The organism is Belnapia moabensis DSM 16746, assembly GCF_000745835.1.
GTDB lineage: Bacteria > Pseudomonadota > Alphaproteobacteria > Acetobacterales > Acetobacteraceae > Belnapia > Belnapia moabensis.
Genome location: NZ_JQKB01000009.1, coordinates 126,148 through 145,494, shown reverse-complemented (window position 1 = coordinate 145,494; position 19,347 = coordinate 126,148). Strand labels below are relative to the sequence as shown.

At 71.7% G+C, this 19,347-nt stretch carries 19 protein-coding genes; 8 read left to right on the top strand and 11 right to left on the bottom strand.

What is annotated here, in order from left to right:
* Nucleotides 1-41: 41 nt before the first annotated feature.
* Complete coding sequence (locus EP26_RS08345) at nucleotides 42-1,295, top strand: aminopeptidase (protein WP_043337722.1); 1,254 nt, start codon at nucleotides 42-44, stop codon at nucleotides 1,293-1,295.
* Between the two features lie 13 nt (nucleotides 1,296-1,308).
* Here the strand turns inward: EP26_RS08345 and EP26_RS08340 are convergent, their stop codons facing one another.
* On the bottom strand, nucleotides 1,309-2,274 hold the full coding sequence (locus EP26_RS08340; protein ID WP_043337773.1) for a Bug family tripartite tricarboxylate transporter substrate binding protein: 966 nt from the start codon (nucleotides 2,272-2,274) through the stop codon (nucleotides 1,309-1,311).
* Between the two features lie 32 nt (nucleotides 2,275-2,306).
* Nucleotides 2,307-3,524 (bottom strand): cytochrome P450, encoded by a 1,218-nt coding sequence (locus EP26_RS08335; RefSeq protein ID WP_043337721.1) that lies wholly within the window; start codon nucleotides 3,522-3,524, stop codon nucleotides 2,307-2,309.
* 573 nt (nucleotides 3,525-4,097) lie between these two features.
* Between EP26_RS08335 and sugE the strand changes: the two genes are divergently transcribed.
* The 4 genes from sugE to EP26_RS08315 all read left to right on the top strand — a co-directional run bounded on the left by sugE (nucleotide 4,098) and on the right by EP26_RS08315 (nucleotide 7,794).
* Entirely contained in the window at nucleotides 4,098-4,418 is a 321-nt protein-coding gene (gene sugE, locus EP26_RS08330) for a quaternary ammonium compound efflux SMR transporter SugE (protein ID WP_043337720.1), read from the top strand.
* 127 nt (nucleotides 4,419-4,545) lie between these two features.
* A complete protein-coding gene (locus EP26_RS08325) occupies nucleotides 4,546-6,441 on the top strand; it encodes a DEAD/DEAH box helicase (RefSeq protein WP_043337718.1) in 1,896 nt (631 codons plus the stop codon).
* Nucleotides 6,438-6,965: a metallophosphoesterase family protein gene (locus EP26_RS08320; protein ID WP_043337717.1), complete on the top strand. Its 528-nt coding sequence runs from the start codon at nucleotides 6,438-6,440 to the stop codon at nucleotides 6,963-6,965. Before EP26_RS08325 ends, EP26_RS08320 begins: the two co-directional genes overlap by 4 nt.
* Before the next feature lie 100 nt (nucleotides 6,966-7,065).
* Nucleotides 7,066-7,794 carry a response regulator transcription factor gene (locus EP26_RS08315; protein ID WP_043337716.1) on the top strand — a complete coding sequence of 243 codons (729 nt, stop codon included), beginning with the start codon at nucleotides 7,066-7,068 and terminating at the stop codon, nucleotides 7,792-7,794.
* A 103-nt stretch (nucleotides 7,795-7,897) separates the two neighbouring features.
* On the opposite strand, the gene EP26_RS08310 is transcribed toward EP26_RS08315, so the two are convergent.
* A complete protein-coding gene (locus EP26_RS08310) occupies nucleotides 7,898-8,884 on the bottom strand; it encodes a Bug family tripartite tricarboxylate transporter substrate binding protein (protein ID WP_043337715.1) in 987 nt (328 codons plus the stop codon).
* A 133-nt stretch (nucleotides 8,885-9,017) separates the two neighbouring features.
* On the opposite strand from EP26_RS08310, the gene EP26_RS08305 reads away from it, so the two are divergent.
* Nucleotides 9,018-10,109 (top strand): YihY/virulence factor BrkB family protein, encoded by a 1,092-nt coding sequence (locus EP26_RS08305; RefSeq protein ID WP_043337714.1) that lies wholly within the window; start codon nucleotides 9,018-9,020, stop codon nucleotides 10,107-10,109.
* 3 nt (nucleotides 10,110-10,112) lie between these two features.
* Here EP26_RS08305 and EP26_RS08300 read toward each other — a convergent pair whose 3' ends face one another.
* The 4 genes from EP26_RS08300 to EP26_RS08285 form a co-directional block, all read right to left on the bottom strand.
* On the bottom strand, nucleotides 10,113-10,337 hold the full coding sequence (locus tag EP26_RS08300; protein ID WP_043337713.1) for a DUF2798 domain-containing protein: 225 nt from the start codon (nucleotides 10,335-10,337) through the stop codon (nucleotides 10,113-10,115).
* Nucleotides 10,334-11,650 carry a glycolate oxidase subunit GlcF gene (gene glcF / locus EP26_RS08295; protein WP_043337711.1) on the bottom strand — a complete coding sequence of 439 codons (1,317 nt, stop codon included), beginning with the start codon at nucleotides 11,648-11,650 and terminating at the stop codon, nucleotides 10,334-10,336. The genes EP26_RS08300 and glcF overlap by 4 nt, the downstream gene beginning before the upstream one ends.
* A gap of 62 nt (nucleotides 11,651-11,712) precedes the next feature.
* On the bottom strand, nucleotides 11,713-12,474 hold the full coding sequence (locus tag EP26_RS08290; RefSeq protein ID WP_052388942.1) for an SGNH/GDSL hydrolase family protein: 762 nt from the start codon (nucleotides 12,472-12,474) through the stop codon (nucleotides 11,713-11,715).
* A complete protein-coding gene (locus EP26_RS08285; protein ID WP_052388941.1) occupies nucleotides 12,471-13,682 on the bottom strand; it encodes an OpgC family protein in 1,212 nt (403 codons plus the stop codon). Before EP26_RS08285 ends, EP26_RS08290 begins: the two co-directional genes overlap by 4 nt.
* Before the next feature lie 99 nt (nucleotides 13,683-13,781).
* Here EP26_RS08285 and EP26_RS08280 point away from each other — a divergent pair, with 99 nt between their 5' ends.
* A complete protein-coding gene (locus EP26_RS08280; RefSeq protein ID WP_043337710.1) occupies nucleotides 13,782-14,525 on the top strand; it encodes an SGNH/GDSL hydrolase family protein in 744 nt (247 codons plus the stop codon).
* 239 nt (nucleotides 14,526-14,764) lie between these two features.
* Here the strand turns inward: EP26_RS08280 and EP26_RS08275 are convergent, their stop codons facing one another.
* Together EP26_RS08275 and EP26_RS08270 are read right to left on the bottom strand one after the other, a co-directional pair.
* Nucleotides 14,765-15,928 (bottom strand): FAD-binding protein, encoded by a 1,164-nt coding sequence (locus EP26_RS08275; protein WP_043337709.1) that lies wholly within the window; start codon nucleotides 15,926-15,928, stop codon nucleotides 14,765-14,767.
* A complete protein-coding gene (locus EP26_RS08270) occupies nucleotides 15,925-17,370 on the bottom strand; it encodes an FAD-linked oxidase C-terminal domain-containing protein (protein WP_043337708.1) in 1,446 nt (481 codons plus the stop codon). The genes EP26_RS08275 and EP26_RS08270 overlap by 4 nt, the downstream gene beginning before the upstream one ends.
* Before the next feature lie 119 nt (nucleotides 17,371-17,489).
* Between EP26_RS08270 and EP26_RS08265 the strand changes: the two genes are divergently transcribed.
* A complete protein-coding gene (locus EP26_RS08265) occupies nucleotides 17,490-17,846 on the top strand; it encodes a hypothetical protein (RefSeq protein WP_157033445.1) in 357 nt (118 codons plus the stop codon).
* A gap of 70 nt (nucleotides 17,847-17,916) precedes the next feature.
* On the opposite strand, the gene ykgO is transcribed toward EP26_RS08265, so the two are convergent.
* Complete coding sequence (gene ykgO / locus EP26_RS08260) at nucleotides 17,917-18,042, bottom strand: type B 50S ribosomal protein L36 (RefSeq protein ID WP_043337704.1); 126 nt, start codon at nucleotides 18,040-18,042, stop codon at nucleotides 17,917-17,919.
* Nucleotides 18,043-18,133: 91 nt separating this feature from the next.
* Entirely contained in the window at nucleotides 18,134-19,342 is a 1,209-nt protein-coding gene (gene acdA, locus EP26_RS08255) for a 3-sulfinopropanoyl-CoA desulfinase (protein ID WP_043337703.1), read from the bottom strand.
* Nucleotides 19,343-19,347 lie beyond the last annotated feature (5 nt).

The window sequence follows — 19,347 nt, the reverse complement described above, 5'->3', positions numbered from 1 at the left end:
GGCGCCGGAGGATAGTCGCCCCCTCGCTCAGGATCATCGCCATGGATACGCACCAGCCCGCCTCTCCCCTCACCCATGCCGAGCGCCTCGACCGGCTGGCGGCGCTCGCGGTGCGCGTCGGCCTCAACCTCGCGCCGGGGCAGGAGCTGGTGATGACCGCCCCGGTCGAGGCCCTGCCGCTCGCCCGCCGCATCACCGAGCAGGCCTACAAGGCCGGCGCCTCCCTCGTCACCTGCCTGCTCGGCGACGACCAGATGGCCCTCGCCCGCTACCGCCACGCCCCCGACGAGGCCTTCGACGTGGCCCCCGCCTGGCTCTTCGACGGCATGGCCTCCGCCTTCCGCAACGGCGCCGCCCGCCTGGCGATCGTCGGCGACAACCCCTCCCTGTTGGCCGCCGAGGACCCCGCGAAGGTCGCCCGCGCCAACCGTGCCCGCTCCGTCGCCTACCGCCCCGCGCTCGAACTCATCACCGCGACGGCGATCAACTGGACCCTCGTCGCCAGCGCCACCCCCGCCTGGGCCACCACCGTCTTCCCCGACCTGCCGGAGCAGGCCGCCCTCGCCCGCCTCTGGGACGCGATCTTCGCCGCCTCCCGCGCCGACGCGCCGGACCCGGCCGCCGCCTGGGCCGCGCACAACGACCGGCTCATGCAGAAGCGCCGCATCCTGAACGAGCGCCGCTACACCGCGCTCCGCTTCCGCGGCCCGGGCACCGACCTCAAGGTCGGCCTCGCCGACGGCCATGCCTGGATGGGTGGCCTCTCCACGGCGAAGAACGGCATCACCGGCAACCCCAACATCCCGACCGAGGAGGTCTTCACCACCCCCCACCGCGCGATGACCGAGGGCGTCGTCGCCGCCACCAAGCCGCTCTCCTACCAGGGCACGCTGATCCAGGAGATCCGCGTCCGGTTCGAGGCCGGCCGCATCACCGAGGCCCATGCCAGCACCGGCCAGCCCGTGCTCGAGCGCATGATCGGCACGGACGAGGGCGCCCGCATGCTGGGCGAAGTGGCCCTCGTCCCCAACTCCAACCCGATCTCGCAAAGCAGCCTGCTCTTCTACAACACCCTGTTCGACGAGAACGCCGCCAGCCACATCGCCCTCGGCCAAGCCTATTCGAAGTGCTTCGTCGACCAGAACCTCGACAAGGCAGCCCTCGACGCCGCCGGCGCCAACACCAGCCTCATCCATGTCGACTGGATGATCGGCTCCGCCGAAACCGATGTGGACGGCCTCGACGCCGCCGGGAATGCCGAGCCGCTGATGCGCGGGGGCGAGTGGGTTCGGTAAGGCCGCACCGCCCTCAATCGAGGCTGAGCCCCAGCCCCTTGATCAGCGGCCAGTAGATCGCCCGCTCCGCCGCGATCATCGCCCGCTGCTCCTCCGGCCCGCCCGCCAGTGGGTCGAGCCCGATCTCCCGCATCCGCGCCTGCACCGCAGGCTCGGCGATGCTGGCCGCCAGGTCGCGCGACAGGCGGGCGGCGATGTCGTCCGGCGTCCGCCCCGGTGCCGTCAGCCCCTGCCAAGCATAGGCCTCGAACCCCGCCAGCCCATAGGCCTCCCGCGCCGTCGGCAGCGCCGGCAGACCGGGCAGCCGCGCCGCCGACAGCAGCGCCAGCGGCCGGACCTTGCCGGTGCGGATCACCTCCGCCCCCGCCGCCATGTCGAGCACCGCCGCCTCCACGGTCCCGTTCATCAGGTCCGTCATCACCGGCGCCATGCCGCGATAGGGCACATGGTTCAGCCTGACCCCAAGGTCCCGCGCCAGCCGCTCCATCGCCAGGTGATGCGGCGAGCCGACCCCCGGCGAGCCGTAATCCATCACCTTCGCCTTGGCCGCCGCGACGAACCCCTCGGGCGTCGCCGCCCCGCCCTCCGGCTTCGCGCACAGCACCAGATGGAACCGCGCCATCAGCCCGAGCGGCCGGAGCCCGGTATCCGCGTCGAAAGGCAGCCGCTTGTAGAGCGCCGGATTGAAGACCAGCGTCTCGTTCCCCGCGGTGAAGACGGTCGTCCCGTCCGGCGCCGCCTGCGCCGCCGCCTCCGCCGCGATATTGGTCGCCGCCCCCGGCCGGTTCTCGATGACGACCGGCACGCCGAGCCGCACCCCCATGCTCTGCCCGACGAGCCGCGCCAGCACATCCGTCCCGCCCCCCGGCGGATAGCCGACCAGCCAGCGCACCGGCCGCTCCGGAAAGGCCGCCAACGCCGGCGCGGCCGAAGCGGCAAGGCCAGCCGCCAGCGCGGCACGGCGGGTGATACGGGTCATGCGGTGACGCTCCATCCCTTTCCCGCTCCGTATCATGCCACCCGGACCGGAAGCGAGAGGAAGCCCCGGAACCGCGCCCGCCCGCCCCGCACCGCCTCCCCCGCCGGCACATAGCCGGGGAATCGCGCCAGGAAGGCACCGATGGCGATCCTCCCCTCCAGCCGCGCCAGGGTCATCCCCGCGCAGATATGCGGCCCGCCCGCGAAGGCGAGGTGCCGGTTCGGCTGCCGCCCCACATCCAGCCGGTCAGGGTCCTCGAACCGCTCCGGGTCCCGGTTCGCCGCCCCGATGCAAAGAGTCAGCAGCGTCCCCGGCACCGCCGCCACCCCGCCGATCTCCACCTCCGCCACCGCCCGCCGGTTGCCGAGCTGGTTGGAGCTCTCGTAGCGCAGGAACTCCTCGGTGGCGGTCGTGATGAGCCCCGGCTCCCCCAGCAGCCGCGCCCGCTGATCCGGGAAGCGCATCAGCAGCTCCAGCCCATTGCCGATGAGGTTGGTCGTCGTCTCGTGCCCGGCATTGAGCAGGAAGATGCAGTTGTGCAGCAGCTCCGCCTCGGTCAGCCGCTCCCCATCCGCCTCGCCCTCGATCAGCCGGGTCAGCACATCCGTCGAGGCATCCCCCGGCCTCGCCCGCCGCCGCGCGACGAGCCCGCGCAGATAGTCGAGGAACTCGCTGACGGCCGCATTCCCCCGCATGGCGGCTTCCGCCGTCACCACCGGCTCCAGCGCACCGAGGATGGCGAGCGACCAGCCCCGCAACGGCTCCCGCTCCTCGACCGGCACGCCGAGCAGGTTGCCGATCACCTCGATCGGGATGGCCGCCGCGAAATCCTCGATGACATCTGCCTCGCCACGCTCGGCGATGGCATCCAGCAACCGCCCCACCAGCGCATGCAGCCCCGGCTCCATCGCCGCGATCGCCCGCGGCATCAGCGCCCCCGCGATCAGCCGCCTGACGCGCGTATGCAGCGGCGGGTCGTTGAAGACGAGGCTCGTCGTATGATGCTCGTAGAGCGGCGACGCCCCGTATTTCGGCCGAAACTCCGCATGCTTGTCGGAGGAGAAGGTCTTCGTATCCCGGTAGACCCGGTCGAGATCCGCCCAACGCGTCAGGAACAGCGAGCCATCCGCCATGCGCTTCACCGGCTGATGCTCCCGCAGCGACCGGTAGACCGGGAAGGGGTCGGCATAGAAGGCGGCATCGAGGCGCCTGAGGTCGAAGCTCTCGGCGAGGGACGGATTGGAGGTCATCTCTGAAGCTTAGAGCCCGCTGCGGAAGGCAGGAAAACGGTTTGATGGCCGGTGGCCGCGCAAAGCCGCATGCCGGGTTTGCGTGCGGCGCATCTGGCCCGGCGGGCCGCCCTCAGACGGACCAGCCAGGAGATTCCGAAGCCGCATGGCGGCTGGCGGTCCTGTTGGGGAACTGAACCGCATCGCAACACTTATGGTCTGCGGCCGGCGCAATCGGTCTCGATAGCGAACAATGGAGCATTGGCATGAACAATATCATCTACATCGTTGGCCTCGTCGTCGTTGTCGTGGCGGTACTGTCCTTCTTCGGGCTGCGGTGAACGCCTGAAGTCCAAACGGGACCGCAGACATCGGATCGGCGCCTCAAATACCACAGCAGGCGCGAGATCAAGTTTCTGCTTCGATTTATGACTTGGACCTAATTGAGCGGTATTCGGAAGCGGCAAAGCGGGACTGGTAGGAAACGTTGACGGCCCGCCTTTCTCGCTCCAAATGTCCCGCGCGAGGCCACGTCCTCCCCCTTCGCGGGTTCAAGTCCGGGACGGCCCGGCAGCTTGTTCGCAGGAGGCTGTCGTGGCTTGGCTCATTCTCTGCATCGCTGGTCTTTTTGAGGTCGTCTGGGCCTTCGCCATGAAGCAATCGGACGGCTTCACGCGCCTCTGGCCCTCGATCATCACCCTGGCCGGAATGCTGGTGAGCTTCGGCCTCCTCGCCTGGTCCATGCGGGTGCTCCCGCTCGGCACCGCCTACACCGTGTGGACAGGAATCGGTGCAGTCGGAGCATTCGTCGTCGGGATCGCCTTCCTTGGCGAAGCGGCGAGCCTGCCTCGCCTGCTCGCGGCCGGGCTGATCGTGAGCGGCCTCCTGCTCATGAAGCTGTCCAGCCCCGCATAGCCGGCCGGCGCACCCGGCCCGCGCCCATCCCGCAAGCCTCCCGAAGCAGGCCCGCCACCCGGCGAAAGACGCTCGACACGGAATCCATGTAACTTCAAGATTCTAGCGTGTCCGAGTCGCACCCCGCATGAGGTCGCTCCGCAGCCACCAGAGCGAGCTCCTCGCCATCGTCCAGGCCATCGCCGCGGGCGAGGCCGGTGGGCTGCGCGACATCCTGGCCGCCGTCACGCCCGGCGGCGGCAAGTCGCTCCTCCCGGTGCTGGCCGCCCACACGCTGATCGCCGCCGGCCTCTGCGAGCGCGTCTGCTGGGTCGTCCCGCGCGACAGCCTCCGCCTCCAGGCCGAGGAAGCCTTCGCCGACCCCGCCTGGCGCGAGGCGCTCGGCCACGGCCTCTCCGTCCGCGCCGCCGACAACAGCCCGGGCGACCCCTGTCGCGGCCTCGCCGGCTATGTCACCACCTACCAGGGCATCGCCGCCGCGCCCGACCTGCACCTCGCCGCCTTCCGCCGCCACCGCTACCTGCTCGTCGTCGACGAGGTCCACCACCTTCCGGCACTCGCCGAGGCCGATGCCGCCGGCGGCCACGACGCGGCCGCCGATGCCGCCGCTTGGTCCGCCCCCATCGAGCCACTGCTCTCCCTCGCCGGCGTGCGCCTCCTCCTCTCCGGCACACTGGAGCGGGCCGATGGCCGCCGCATCCTCTGGCTGCCCTATCGCCGCGCCGCCGGCGGCAAGCAGGAGGTCGACCTCGCCGCCCCCGGCTGGGCCGTCATCGGCTACAGCCGCGCCCGCGCGCTGGCCGAACGCGCCGTCCTCCCCGTCTCCTTCGGCGCCCTCGACGGCGAGGCCGCCTGGCTCGGCCCCGAACCCGAGGCGGGCGGCGAACGCCCCCGCCTCGGCCCGCACCGCCTGCGCGCCCCGGCGCCGCACGAGGCGACGCGCCCCGCCCTCTTCACCGCGCTCCGCACCGGCTTCGCCGAAGGCCTGCTCCGCCGCGCCTTCCTGGCGACACGGACCCTCCGCACCGAGCGCCGCCGCACGCTGGGCGCCGCCCCGGGCGAGACGCCGCGCGGCCTCGGCAAGCTTCTCGTCGTCGCGCCGGACCAGCGCGAGGCCCGCCGCTACCTCGACCTGCTGCGCCAATGGATTCCCGCCGACCAGCCTGGCACCGCGGCACTGGCCGTCTCCGACGAGCCCGGCGCGCAGGAGACGCTCGCTGCCTTCCGCCTGACGCCCGAGCCCTCCATCCTCGTCACCGTCGCCATGGCCTATGAGGGGCTGGACGCGCCGGAAGTCGCCGTCGTCGCTGCGCTGACCCATATCCGCTCCCGCCCCTGGCTGGAGCAGATGGTCGCCCGCGCCACCCGCGTCGACCCACGCGCCGGCCCCTACGAGTCCCAGCGCGCCCTGGTCTTCCACCCCGACGACCCGCTCTTCGCCCGCTTCCGCTGGCGGATGGAGCGCGAGCAGGGCACCCGCGCCAAGCCCGACCGCCGCCCGCCCCGCCAACCCGCCCTCGCCCTGCCCGACTGGCTGGAGGACGAGCTGGCCGAAGCCCGCGAGCGCCACGGAATCATCCCGCTCGAGAGCAACGCCCTCACCCTCCGCCTGAGCACGCTGCGCCCCGGCCCCGACCTCGCCGCCGGCCTCGCCGCCGCCCGCACGCCCGAGGAAGAGCAGCAAGCCGACCTCCTCACCCCGTCGCGGGCCGAGCGCCAATTGCGCCACCAGCTCGGCGATCTCGTCGCCGCCCAGGCGGTCGAGGATTCGGCGGAAGGCCTCTCGGGCGCCATCCCGCGCGGCGCCAGCCTCTACCACGCCTACAACGCCGCCCTGAAACGCGTGCTCGGCAAGGCCCGCGGCGAGATGTCGGTCGAGGAGCTGGAAGCCGCCCGCGCTTGGCTCGGCCGCAACCGCCTGCGCGAGCACCTGCACCTGCTGGAAGGCGACCACCGCTTCGGCTGGGCCGCCCGCCAGCGCCGCGACTGGCGCCCGCCCGTCGGTCGCCGCGCGGCGCAGTGACCATCTTCTTCACCGCCGACACGCATTTCGGCCATGCCGGCGCCCGCGCCCTCTACCGCCGCCCCTTCGCCACGGTGGCGGAGATGGACGCCACGATGACCGAGCGCTGGAATGCGACGGTCTCCCCCGATGACGAGGTCTGGCATCTCGGCGACTTCGCCCTCGGCCCGAAGCCCCCGGCCCTCACCGATCTGCTCGCCCGCCTGCACGGCCGCAAGCACCTCGTCACCGGCAACAACGACGGCCCGGCGACGCTCGCCCTCGCCGGCTGGTCCAGCATCCAGCCCTATGCCGAGCTGATGCTCGACGGCCACGGCCTCGTCCTCTGCCACTACGCCTTCCGCACCTGGCGCAACATGCATCGCGGCTGGCTGAACCTGCACGGCCACAGCCATGGCCGCCTCAAGCCCCTGCCGCGCCAGACGGATGTCGGCGTCGATGCCCAGGGCTTCCGCCCCGTCACCCTCGCCGACATCCTCGCCCGCCGCGCGGGACATTTGAGACACAAATCGGTGTTTTTGTGACGCGGAGCACATAGGCCCGCGATGACCCGGGACTAACCTCCCCGCCATCGGAACAAGCGGCAGGCGACAAAGCCCGTCGCATCAATGACGGAGAAGTCCCATGTCCGCCTTTCGCCGGGTGCTGATCGTCGAGGACGACGCCATGCTGCGCGCCACCCTGGCGGAGCAGCTGGGCTATGGCTGCGAATTCGTCGCCGACCAGGCGGAATGCCTCGCCGAGGCCGAATGCCGCCTCGCCACGGACGCGCATTACGACCTCATCCTGCTCGATGTCGGCCTGCCCGACGGCGACGGCCGCGACTTCTGCGCCGCGCTCCGCCGCGAGGGCCGCCGCATGCCGATCATGATGCTGACCGGCGCCGATGCGGAATCCGATGTCATCCGCGGCCTCGATTCCGGCGCCAACGACTACATCGCCAAGCCCTTCCGCATCTCCGAGCTGATGGCCCGCATGCGCGCGCAGCTCCGCGTCTTCGACAACAGCGAGGACGCGGTCTTCCCGATCGGCGCCTACATCTTCCGCCCGAGCGCGCGCCTCCTGCTGGAGCCGAAGCGCCAGCGTAAGGTCCGCCTCACCGACAAGGAGACGGCGATCCTGAAATTCCTCTACCGCGCCGGCGGCCGCCCGGTGCCGCGGCAGATCCTGCTGAGCGAGGTCTGGGGCTACAACGCCGCCGTCACCACGCACACGCTGGAGACCCACATCTACCGCCTGCGGCAGAAGATCGAGACCGATCCCTCCGACAACCGCCTCCTCGTCACCGAGAGCGGCGGCTACCGGCTGAACCCGGTCGCCACCTCCCGCATGATGGCCCGCCGCGCGGCCTGAGAATTCCCCGCGAAGCCGCTCGCAGCTTCGCGGGGGCCTCGCACCGCCTGCCGCGGCCAGGCCGCGGCAGGCTTCCCCGTCATGGCCGGGCCCGGCCCGACTGTCACCGCCCGAGGCGCAGCCCGGCCTTCTCCACGATGCCGGCGAATTTCTCCCGCTCCGCCACCAGGAAGGCCCGCGTCGCCGCCGGTGTCCCCGGCCCGGCCGGATCGACGCCCGCCGCCGCCAGCCGCTTCGCCGCCGCCGGGTCCGCCAGCACCGCCCCCGCCGCCGCCGCCAGCCGCGCCACCACCGGCTCCGGCAGCCCGCGCGGCCCGACCAGCACATTCCAGGTCGTCACCTCGAAGCCCGGCAACCCGCTCTCGTCGAGCGTCGGGATATCGGGGAAGAGCGGATGCCGCCGCAGCGCGCTCACCGCCAGCCCCCGCGACAGCCCGTCGCGCAGATGCGGCGCCACCGAGGCCAGCACCTCCAGCGAGTAATCGACCTCCCCCTTCGCCAACGCCTCCATCACCGCCGAGCCGCCCCGATAGGGCACATGCTCCGCCCGGAGCCCGCCGGCCCGGAGCTTCAGATACTCGCCGGTCAGATGCCCGATCCCTCCCGCCCCGGAGGTCGCCCAGGTCATCTGTCCCGGCTTGGCGCGCACCGCCTCCAGCAGCGCCCGCACGTCGCGGAAGGGCGAGGCGGCCGGCACCACCAGCACCATCGGCCCGCCGCCGACGAGGGCGATGGCGGTGAAATCCTCGACCGGATCATAGGGCGTCTGCTCCGGCAGCGCCGCCGGATTGGTCCCGAGCGCCGAAGCGCTGGCCAGCAGCAGCGTATAACCATCCGCCGGCCGGTGCCGCACCCATTCCGTCCCGACCGAGCCCCCCGCCCCCGCCCGGTTCTCGACCACGATCCGCGCCGAGGGCCCAAGCTGCGGCGCCATCCGCTCCGCCATGATCCGCGCCGCGATATCGGTGGAACCCCCGGCGAGGAAGGGCACGACCAGGCTCACCGGCCGCTCGGGATAGCCGCCCTGCGCCGCCGCCGGCAGCGAAGCAAGGAAGGGCACGGCCAGCAGCCCTCGGCGTCGCAGATGCATCACCCGAATCCCTCCCGCCCCTTTCCCCGCAGCAGGCCCCGGAACCGCACGTGACGCAATTCGCGATCGACCGGGCACCCAAGCGCCATCGGTGCGTTGCCTGAATCGAATCCTGATCCTCGGAGAGCCGAACATGCGGTCCGACTCCCAACCCAACGCCTTTCTCGCCACCGCTGTTGCGCTCGCCGCCGGCGCCACCTTGCTCTTCGGCACCGGCCGCCAGCAGGGCCAGCCCCAGCGCGCCCGCCGCCCCGGCACCTCCCCTGGCGCCTCCGCCCCCGCCACCCCAGCCGATGACCGCGGCCGCCTCGCCGCCCATCCCGGCCAGATCCCCGCCCGCGGCTGGTGGGACATCCTCAAGCGCACCGCCTCGCAGATCTCCGAGGACCGGCTGCTGACCGAGGCCGCCGGCGTCACCTTCTACACCCTGCTCGCCCTCTTCCCGGCGATCGGCGCGCTGATCTCCATCTACGGCCTCTTCGCCGACCCGGCGACCATCGGCGAGCACCTCCGCGCCGTCGCCGTCATCGTCCCCGAAGGCGGCATGCAGATCATCGACGAGCAGGTGAAGCGCATCGTCTCCAAGGGCGGCACCAGCCTCGGCATCGGCGCGGTGATCGGCCTCGCCACCTCGCTCTGGTCCTCGAACCAAGCGATGAAGGCGATCGTCGACGCGCTGAACATCGTCTATTCCGAGAAGGAGCGCCGCGGCTTCCTCATGCGCACGGCGGTGACGCTCGCCTTCACCCTCTGCGGCATCCTCTTCATCCTGCTGGCGATGGCCGCCGTCGTCGTGCTGCCCGTGGCGCTGAACTTCCTCGGCATCGGCGGGACCATCGGCACGCTGCTCGGCCTCGCCCGCTGGCCGGTGCTGCTGGGAGCCATCGGCCTCTTCCTCGCCTTCCTCTACCGCTACGGGCCGAGCCGCGACCGCGCGCAATGGCGCTGGGTGAGCTGGGGCAGCGCCGTCGCCGCCATCGGCTTCGTCGCCTTCTCGGTCGGCTTCTCCTACTACGTCTCGAATTTCGGCAGCTACAACGAGACCTATGGCTCGCTCGGCGCGGTGATCGGCTTCATGACCTGGGTCTGGCTCTCCTCCACCGTCGTCCTCGCCGGCGCCGAGCTGGACGCCGAGATGGAGCACCAGACCGCCCGCGACACCACCAGCGGCCCCGAGCGCCCGATGGGCGCCCGCGGCGCGAAGATGGCCGACACCGTCGCCTGAGCCTCAGCCGGCCGTCAGCCAGCCGACGATCCGCCGCGCCGCCGGGATGGCCAGCAGCGCGGCGGGGTAGGCGAAGCTCCAGGCCAACGCCCAGTTCGCCAGCCACAGCAGCAGGAAGTCCGACCGCAGGCCGAGGTTGACGAGGGTCAGCAGCGCCGAGACCACCCCGGCCATGAAGAAGGTCATGACCAGCGGGAAGAGCAGCGCCCCGTAGCGCGCCGGGATCACGCCGCCCGCTGGACCGCGGCCACCGCCGGCGGCGCCGGCCCGCCCGCCATCCAGTCCAGCAGCTCGACCGTATGCACCACCGGCATCCGGTCGCCGCCGAGCTGCGTCAGGCAGCCGATATTCCCCGCCGCGATCAGATCGGCCCCCGTCCGCTCGATATTGCCGAGCTTCCGGTCGCGGAGCTGCGCCGCGATCTCCGGCTGCAGCAGGTTGTAGGTCCCTGCGCTGCCGCAGCAGATATGCGGCTCCGCCGGCTCCCGCACGGTGAACCCCGCCTTCGCCAGCAGCTGCTTCGGCGCCGCCGTCACCCGCTGCCCATGCTGCAGGGAGCAGGCCGCGTGATAGGCCACCGTCAGCCCCGGCGCCTCCCGGCTCGGCGCGTAGCCGAACTTCACCAGCGCCTCGGAGACATCCATCGCCAGCCCGGCCACCCGCGCCGCCGCCTCGGCCTCCTTTTCCTCGCGGAACATGAAGCCGTAGTCCTTCACCGTCGTCCCGCAGCCCGAGGTGTTGATGACGATGCCGTCCAGCCCCTCGCCCGCGATCTCCCGGCTCCAGGCCGCGATATTGGCCCGCGCCAGCCGCATCGCCGGGTCGTGCTGGCCCATGTGATGGTCGAGCGCCCCGCAGCACCCCTGCTCCCGGGTGATGACCACCTCGATCCCCATCCGCGTCAGCAGCCGGATCGTCGCCTCATTGATGGAGGGCGCCAGCACCTGCTGCGCGCACCCCGTCAGCAGCGCCACCCTGCCCCGCCGCTCGCCCTCCGCGCGATGCACCTGCGGCGCCTGCATCGGGCTCGGCGCCGGCAACGCCCCCGGCGCCAGCCGCAGCATCGCCCGCAGCCGCTGCGCCAGCACATGCCGCCCCGGGATCAGACCGGCGAAGCTCCGCCCCAGCCGCGCGCCCGTCAGCGCCGCCCGGAACCTCTTCGGATAGGGCAGCACCCCGCTGAGCACCCGCCGCAGCGCCCGCTCGTGCCAGGGCCGGTCATAGGTCTCCTCGATATACCGCCGCGCATGATCGACCAGATGCATGTAGTTCACGCCCGACGGGCAGGTCGTCATGCAGGACAGGCAGGAGAGGCAGCGGTCGACATGCCGCACCACCTCCTCGGTCGCGGGCTTCCCCCCCTCCAGCATGTCCTTGATGAGGTAGATGCGCCCCCTTGGGCTGTCGAGCTCGTCGCCCAGCAGCAGGAAGGTCGGGCATGTGGCGGTGCAGAAGCCGCAATGGACGCAGGTGCGGAGGATCTGGTTGCTTTCCCGCGTGTCGGGGTCCCGCAACTGCTCCGGCGAGAAATGGGTTTGCATCACCCAGATATAGGCCGCCCCACGCCCCGCCGAACAGGCCGAACGATCTCTACCTTTGTCCGCTACCTCTGCCCCGGCCGCCCCCGCGCCTCCGCCACCCCGTCGCGGATCAGCGCCTGCATCGCCTGCGCCAGGCAGTCGTTGAGCTTGTCCGTCGCCGCCACCTTCTCCTGCCGCCCGGCCCGCTCGATATCGACGGTATCCGCCTCCGCCCAGGCCTGCATCAGGTCCCAGCGCCGCAGCACCGGCACGCCATGCGCCGCCGCCGTCAGCCGCAGCGCATCCCGGTAGGCATCGACATTGGCATTGGCCCGCATGAAGCGGGAGAATTGCTGGTCCATCAGCACCGTATCCGCCCCCGCCGCGACGATGCGGGCGAGGCCCTCATTCACCTGCTCCACCATCTCGTCGAGGTCGAGGCCGCGCACCGCCTCCGCCGTCCCCACCTGCCAGAGCACCAGGTTGAAGGGCGCCCGCGCCAACTCGGCGGCGATGATCGCCCCCGTCTCGGCGGTGGTCAGCCCTCGCGCGCCCCGCGTCACCACCTCGAGGGCGAGATGCGGCACCCGTGCCCGGATCAGCGCCTCCAGCCGCGCCGGCCAGGCCGCGCCCGGCCCGCTCGTCCCCGGCCCGAGCACCGAGGCACTGCCGACCACGAGGATGCGCAGGCTCCCCGCGCTCGCCGCCCTGGCCGTCGCCGGCAGCGCGGCATGGGAGGCCAGCAACTCCGGCGGCGAGTCGCAGGCCATGCCGCCGGCCCTCGTCGCGGGAGAGGCCAGAAGCAAGCCAAGCAGCAGCAGGACGCGGCCGGCGCCGAGGGTCATGTCACTGTCGTAGTAGAGCCAACCGGCGCCCGCAAGCCGACAGGCGCCGGATTCGTTGCATTATGTGGGGCCTCGCCCCGCTCCCGCATCCGGTACCAGGCGCCGACCACCCCGATCGAGACCAGCGCCGCCAGCCCCGCCAGGTTGACCGCCAGCTGCATCGGCCAGCGGTCATCCATCTCCAGCGCCAGCCGGCCGAGGAAGGCGAGGAAGATGCCGGCGCAGAACACCGGCAGCCCGTGCTGTCCCATCAGCACGAAGGGCGCCGCCGCCCGGCTGCGCAGCCACTGCGCCCCCCGCGGCACCGCATGCCCGACCAGATAGGCGAGCGCCAGGATCGAGATCAGCCGGAACGGATGCAGCCCCGTCTTGTCGATCGTCGCCAGCAGCTCCGCCACCGGCTGCGGCAGCGCCGCCAGCCACTGCTCGCCATAATCGCCCACCAGCACCACGCCGAGCCCAAGGACCAGCGCCACCACCGCCGCCCCGATCAGCAACGGACGGAAGGGCACCGCCGGCGCCGGCCCCCGCCGGCGCGGCGCATAGCCGAGCAGCGCCCCCGTGAAGAACAGGACCTGCCAGGCCAGCGGGTTGAAGAACCAGCCGCCCCCCGTCCAGTTCGGCAGGTTGAGGTCCAGCAGCCGCACCACGACATAGCCCGCGCCCGAGAGCCCCATCAGCAGCCAGGGCCGCCGCAGCAGCGGCAGCGCCGGCACCAGCATCAGCAGCAGAACGATGTAGAGCGGCAGGATGTCGAGGAAGGCCGGCTGGAAGCGAAGTAACAATGCCTGAAGCAATGCGAGATAGGGTTGTTCCCCAAACACATCGAGATGCATCTCGTCCAGGTAGGCCGGGCTTTCCAGCGCAGCGGCGGAGTAGCCGACCTGGGCGGTGAAGACGACGAAGAGGAAGACATGCGCCACGTAGAGCGTGCCGAGGCGCCTGAGCAGCGCCGCGGCCGAAAAGGTCCAGCCCCGCCGATCGAGCGCCGCCCCGTAGGCCAGCCCCGCGGCATAGCCGGCCAGCAGCACGAAGGCCTCCGTCGCATCGCAGAGCGCGACGTTGCGAAGGGTCAGCTTGCCCAGCCAATTGCCCGGAATATGGTCGATCAGGATGAACCAGAGGGCGATGCCCCGGAAGACATCGGCCCGGAGGTCGCGGCCCGGCTTCCCCGGCACCGTCTCCATGCCACGGATCAGCCCCCGCATCGCCACCTCCGGGCGCACACATGGCTGCCCCGCGGCCACGGCGCAAGCCGCGACCTTTCTGCACTGGCGCGCCGCCCGCGCTTGCGGCAGCGTAGAGGCATGCGTGCCCCCCTCCTCGCCTTGCTGCTGGGCCTGGCCCTGCTGCTCTCCGCCGCCCCGCTCCGTGCGGAGGAGCCCTGCCCCACCGCCCCCACCCAGCGCCTCGCCCTCCCCGCCACCCGCGCCGCGCTCAGCCAGGGCCAGCCGGTGACGGTGGTCGCCTTCGGCTCCTCCTCCACCGAGGGTTCCGGCGCCACCGGCCAGGACCGCACCTACCCCGCCCAGCTCGAGGCCGGGCTCCACGCCGCCCTCCCCGAGGCCCGGCTCACCGTGCTGAACCGCGGCCGCGGCGGCGAGGACGTGACCGAGATGATGGCCCGGCTGGAGGCGGACGTGATCGTCGCCCGCCCCACCCTCGTCATCTGGCAGGCCGGCGCCAATGCGGCGCTGCGCGGCATGGCACCCGAGGCCTTCTCCGCCCTGCTCGAGGACGGCATCGAGCGCCTGCGCGCCCGCGGCGTCGATGTGGTGCTGATGGACAGCCAGCGCGCCCCGAGGATTCTCGCCGCGCCGAATTTCGCGGCCTTCGACCGGGCGATCCGCGACACCGCCGCGCGCCTGCATATCCCCCTCTTCTCCCGCGCCGCGCTGATGGAGGCCTGGGCCGCCGCCGGCACGCCTGCGACCGATGTGATCGGCCCCGATGGCCTGCACCACAACGACCACGGCTATGCCTGCCTCGCCCAGGCCCTCACCCATGCCATGGTCGATGCCGCCGGCCCCCACCGCATCGCCGGACGCTGACCCGGGTTTTCCTTGCCCCGGCGGCTCGGCGGAGATATAGGAATATCGTCAAATCCCCAGTTGCATCCCGGCCCCGAAATCAGGGGCGGCTGGGCCTTCAAACCATAAAATCCTCAAATTCCGCCTGATAACCGAGGCGAATCAATGCCCTGGCCCCGCCGGGCTTCAACCGTTTGAAGGGTTTGAGGCCCAGCGGCGAGGAATGCGCGCGACGCCCGATACCTCGAAGAACCCGCCCTCTACGCGGTATACATCTTCCCCGGGTTGAGGATGCCCTTCGGGTCCATCACTGCCCGGATGCGCCCACGGATCGCGGCCAGCACCTTGCCCTCCTCCGGAAGCACCGGCAGGGCGGCGCGCATCGGCTCCGGCGCGCGGAACAGAGTGAAGCTGCCGCCCACCGCGCGGGCCGCCTCCATCACCCGGCCATGCGCCTCCGCCGTCGCCGGCCCCGCCAGCCAGACGAGTCCGCCGCCCCAGTCGAGCAGCGCCCGCGGCAGCCCCGCCGCCGCGACGACGCCCGGACCCGCCGTCGGCTGCACCGAGACGCGCCACACCGCATCCTCGGGCCGGGCATCGAGCGGCTCCGCCTCCCCGATGCCGCGCCATAGCGCGCGGCTCTCGTCATCCTCGATCACCGTGGCATCGCCGAACCGTCCCAGCGCCTCGCGCAGCCGCCCGAGGCGATAGGCAACGGACTCGGAAAATTCCTCGATCCGCAGCAGCGCGCGCGGCACCTCGCCCGCCAGCAGCGCCGCCCCGCTTACCCCATAAGGGCTGCCGAGCCCGGCCGAGAGCGCCCGCACCCCCGTCTCCAGATCGGGCACGGCGATGGCGAGCGTCCCGCTCCGCTCGGCCGCCGGCAGCACCTTCAGCGTCACCTCGGTGATGACGCCGAGCGTGCCATGCGCCCCGGTGAGCAGCTTGCAGAGATCGAGGCCGGTGACGTTCTTCAGCACCCGCCCGCCATTGTGGAAGGCCTCGCCCAGCCCATTCACGGCGCGGATGCCCATGACATGGTCGCGCATGGCCCCCGCGGTGATGCGCCGCGGCCCGGAGAGGTTGGTGGCAACGAGCCCGCCGATCGTCGGCCCCTCCCCGGCACCGAAGATCGCGGCGAGCACCGGCGGCTCGGCCACCACCTGCTGCCCGCGCTCGGCCAGCGCCGCCTCGATCTCCGCCAGCGGCGTGCCTGCGCGTGCGGAGAGGATCAGCTCCTGCGGCCGGTAGAGGGTGATGCCGCTGAGGTTGCGCAGCGAGAGCGTGCGCGCCGCCTGCACCGGCCGCAGCATCGCCCGCTTGGTGCCGCGCCCCTCGATGGCGAGCGGCTCGCCCGCCGCCGCCGCCTCGGCAACCGCCGCCGCAACCCCCGCCTCGTCGCCCGGTGCGATGAGCGAGGTCATGCCGCCTGCCGCAGCACCGGATTGCCCTCGAGCGGAAAGACCTTGGCCGGATTGAGCAGCCATTGCGGGTCGAAGGCCGACTTCAGCGCCCGCATCTGGTCCAGCTCGAAGGGGCTGAACTGCACCGGCATCAGGTCCCGCTTCTCGACGCCGACGCCATGCTCGCCGGTCAGGCAGCCGCCGACCTCGACGCAGAGCTTGAGGATGTCGGCGCCAAAGGCCTCCGCCTTGCGGAAGCTCTCGGCATCATTGGCGTCGAACATGATGAGCGGATGCAGGTTGCCGTCGCCGGCATGGAAGACATTGGCGACCTGCAACCCGTAATCAGCGCTCATCTCGCCGATCCGGCGCAGCACATGCGGCAGTTCGCCGGTCGGGATGGTGCCGTCCATGCAGAGATAGTCGGGCGAGATGCGGCCGACCGCGCCGAAGGCGCCCTTCCGCCCCTTCCAGATCGCCAGGCTCTCCTCCACCGTCTGCGCGACCTTGAGGCTGATCGGGTCGAAGCGGGAGCAGATCTCCTTCAACTTGCCGAGCAGCATGTCCTGCTCCTCGACGCTGCCCTCGACCTCGATGATGAGCATCGCCTCCGCATCCAGCGGATAGCCGGCATGGGCGAAGGCCTCGCAGGCATGGATGCAGGGCCGGTCCATGAACTCCAGCGCCACAGGGATGATGCCGCTGCCGATGATCGCATCGACCGCCGCGCCCGCGATCTCCGTGCCCTTGAAGGCGGCGAGCATCGCCCGCTGCCCCTCGGGTGCGTGGAGGATGCGCACCGTCACCTCCGTCACCACCGCGAGCTGCCCCTCGGAGCCGGTCATCAGCCCGAGCCAGTCATAGCCTGCCGCATCGAGATGCCGCCCGCCTAGCTCGACGATCTCGCCCTCGATGGTGACGGCCTTGAGGCCGAGCAGGTTGTTGGCGGTGACGCCGTATTTGAGGCAATGCGCCCCGCCCGAGTTCATCCCCACATTGCCGCCGATCATGCAGGCGAGCTGCGAGGACGGGTCGGGCGCGTAGAAGAAGCCATCGGCCGCGATGTGGTTGGTGATGCCGAGATTGGTGACGCCCGCCTCGACCACGGCGAGGCGGTTGGCGTAATCGACCTCAAGGATCCGGTTCATCCGCATCAGCCCGAGCACGACGGAATCGGCCAGCGGCAGCGCCCCGCCCGAGAGGCTCGTCCCCGCCCCGCGCGGCACGACGCGGACGCCGTTGCGGTGGCAGAAGCGGAGGATGGCGGCCACCTCCTCCGTCGTCCGCGGCAGGGCGACGGCCAGCGGCGGCTGGCGATAGGCCGAGAGCCCGTCCGTCTCATAGGGCTTCACGCGGGCCGGCTCGGTGATGACGCCGTCGCCGGGCAGCAGGGCGCGGAGGCCGGCCAGCAGCTCCTCGCGGCGGGCCATGACATCGGGCTTCGGGGCGGGCAGGTCGATCATGGCGCGCAATCCTCCGTTCCGTTGAAAATGGGCAGATGGGCTGCGTCGGGCAAGCGCCGGGCTTGCTCCGGCGGGGTCGCAGCGTCACTCTCCGCCGCCTTTTCCTCCCGGAGCCTCCCTTGTCCCTGCGCCGCGTCCTCCTGCTGGCCCTCGGCCTGCTCGCCATCGCCCCTGCCGCCTTCGCCCAGCTCCGCGAAGGCCGCTACGCGGTAGAAGGGCAGAACCCCGACGGCACGCCCTATGAAGGTGAGTTCGAGTTGCGCGAGGGGCCGAACGGCGCCTGGCTGGCCCGCTGGCTGGTGGGCAATGCCCAGATCATCGGCCTCGGCCTGATCCAGAGCGGGATGCTGGCCATCTCCTTCGTCGTGGACAACCGGCCGGGTGTTGCGATCTACGGCGTGGAGCCGGATGGCAGCCTGCGCGGCACCTGGACCACCGGCGGCGGGCTGGGGACGGAAACCTTCAAGCCGCAATGACGCAGAAAAACCCGCCGCGGCGATGCCGGCGGCGGGCCCGAACCCCTGTTGGACGGCCTGGGGCCGCTGCTTAGCCCTGGCGGGCCTTCAGGCGCGGGTTCTTCTTGTTCAGCACGTAGAGGCGGCCGCGGCGGCGCACCACCACGCAGTTCTTGTCGCGCGTCTTGGCGGTCTTGAGGCTGTTGCGGATCTTCATGACGCGGACTCACTGGCAAGGCGAAGGGGTTGCGGCAGGGGCTCGCGCCACCGCCGGGGAGGGCGCGGGATAAGCGAAGCCCCCGCACGAGTCAATCGCGACCGCCCGCTTGGCGGAGGAACCCGTCCCGCGTCTGCGGCAGCTTGCGGCCGAGAATCTGCTCCGCCACCTGGGTCCGCAGCACCTGGGCGGTGCCGCCGGCGATGGCGAACATCCGCGCGTCGCGCACCATCCGCTCCAGCGGGTTCTCCCGGCTGTATCCGGCCGCGCCCCAGAGCTGGAGGGCATTGTTGGTAACCTCGATCGCGGTATCGGCCGCCAGCACCTTGGCCTGGGCGGCCGCCAGCCGGTCGGGGAAGCCATTGGGCCCGGCGCTGCGGGCGGCCCGCCAGACCAGGGCCCGCGCCGCCTCCAGCCTGATCGACATATCGGCCAGCATCCAGCCGACGCCCTGGAATTCGGCAATCGGCCGGCCGAACTGGTGCCGCCGCCCGGCATAGTCGAGCGCCTGCCGATAGGCCCCGGCGGCGATGCCGAGGGCGACCGTCGCCGCGCCGACGCGCTGGCCGTTATAGGCATCCATCAGCCGGCCGAAGCCCCGGGCGAAGCCGCCCGGCGGGTGCAGCACCATCGCATCCGGCACCACCAGCCCCTCGAAGCGGATCTCCGCCTCCGGCATGCCCTTCAGCCCCATGGAGGGGATACGGCGGTGGATGACGAGGCCGGGCGGATCCCGCTCCGCCTCCCGCACCACGAGGAAGCCGCCGATACCGAGATCCCGCCCCTCCTCGAAGGCGCGGGCGAAGATCAGGTGCAGGCGGGAGACGCCGCCGCCGGTGATCCAATGCTTCACCCCGTCGATCACCCAGGCATCGCCGCGGCGGACGGCCCGCGTCGTCATCTCGGTCGCGGCGGAGCCGGCCTCGGGCTCGGTGATGCAGATGGCCGGCTTGTCGCCCGCCAGCACCAGCCCGGCGGCGAGGCGCCGCTGCTCCGGGCTGCCATAGGCCATGACGGCGCCGAGCGCGCCCATATTGCTCTCGACCGCGATGCGGCCGCAGACGGCGCAGGCGGCTGACAGCTCCTCAATCACCAGCACGGCATCGAAATAGGAGAGGCCCGGCCCACCCCATTCGCGCGGGATGGTCAGGCCCATCAGCCCGGCCTCGCGCATGCGGCGGACCATGGGCCAGGGATACTGCTCGGTGCGGTCGGTGGTGGCGGCCTGGGCGGCGGCCTTCTGCGCCACCTCCCGCGCCCGGTCGCGGAGGCGTGCCTGGTCCGCGGTCAACCCGTCCATGTCGT

What these genes read in the sequence shown, in the direction of transcription:
- EP26_RS08290 (WP_052388942.1), bottom strand. Translation starts at nt 12,474, where the DNA reads ATGACCCTCGGCGCCGGCCGCGTCCTGCTGCTGCTTGGCTTGCTTCTG.
- EP26_RS08315 (WP_043337716.1), top strand. Translation starts at nt 7,066, where the DNA reads ATGTCCGCCTTTCGCCGGGTGCTGATCGTCGAGGACGACGCCATGCTG.
- ykgO (WP_043337704.1), bottom strand. Translation starts at nt 18,042, where the DNA reads ATGAAGATCCGCAACAGCCTCAAGACCGCCAAGACGCGCGACAAGAAC.
- acdA (WP_043337703.1), bottom strand. Translation starts at nt 19,342, where the DNA reads ATGGACGGGTTGACCGCGGACCAGGCACGCCTCCGCGACCGGGCGCGG.
- EP26_RS08340 (WP_043337773.1), bottom strand. Translation starts at nt 2,274, where the DNA reads ATGACCCGTATCACCCGCCGTGCCGCGCTGGCGGCTGGCCTTGCCGCT.
- glcF (WP_043337711.1), bottom strand. Translation starts at nt 11,650, where the DNA reads ATGCAAACCCATTTCTCGCCGGAGCAGTTGCGGGACCCCGACACGCGG.
- EP26_RS08275 (WP_043337709.1), bottom strand. Translation starts at nt 15,928, where the DNA reads ATGACCTCGCTCATCGCACCGGGCGACGAGGCGGGGGTTGCGGCGGCG.
- EP26_RS08305 (WP_043337714.1), top strand. Translation starts at nt 9,018, where the DNA reads ATGCGGTCCGACTCCCAACCCAACGCCTTTCTCGCCACCGCTGTTGCG.
- EP26_RS08280 (WP_043337710.1), top strand. Translation starts at nt 13,782, where the DNA reads ATGCGTGCCCCCCTCCTCGCCTTGCTGCTGGGCCTGGCCCTGCTGCTC.
- EP26_RS08285 (WP_052388941.1), bottom strand. Translation starts at nt 13,682, where the DNA reads ATGCGGGGGCTGATCCGTGGCATGGAGACGGTGCCGGGGAAGCCGGGC.
- EP26_RS08270 (WP_043337708.1), bottom strand. Translation starts at nt 17,370, where the DNA reads ATGATCGACCTGCCCGCCCCGAAGCCCGATGTCATGGCCCGCCGCGAG.
- EP26_RS08335 (WP_043337721.1), bottom strand. Translation starts at nt 3,524, where the DNA reads ATGACCTCCAATCCGTCCCTCGCCGAGAGCTTCGACCTCAGGCGCCTC.
- EP26_RS08310 (WP_043337715.1), bottom strand. Translation starts at nt 8,884, where the DNA reads ATGCATCTGCGACGCCGAGGGCTGCTGGCCGTGCCCTTCCTTGCTTCG.
- EP26_RS08325 (WP_043337718.1), top strand. Translation starts at nt 4,546, where the DNA reads ATGAGGTCGCTCCGCAGCCACCAGAGCGAGCTCCTCGCCATCGTCCAG.
- EP26_RS08345 (WP_043337722.1), top strand. Translation starts at nt 42, where the DNA reads ATGGATACGCACCAGCCCGCCTCTCCCCTCACCCATGCCGAGCGCCTC.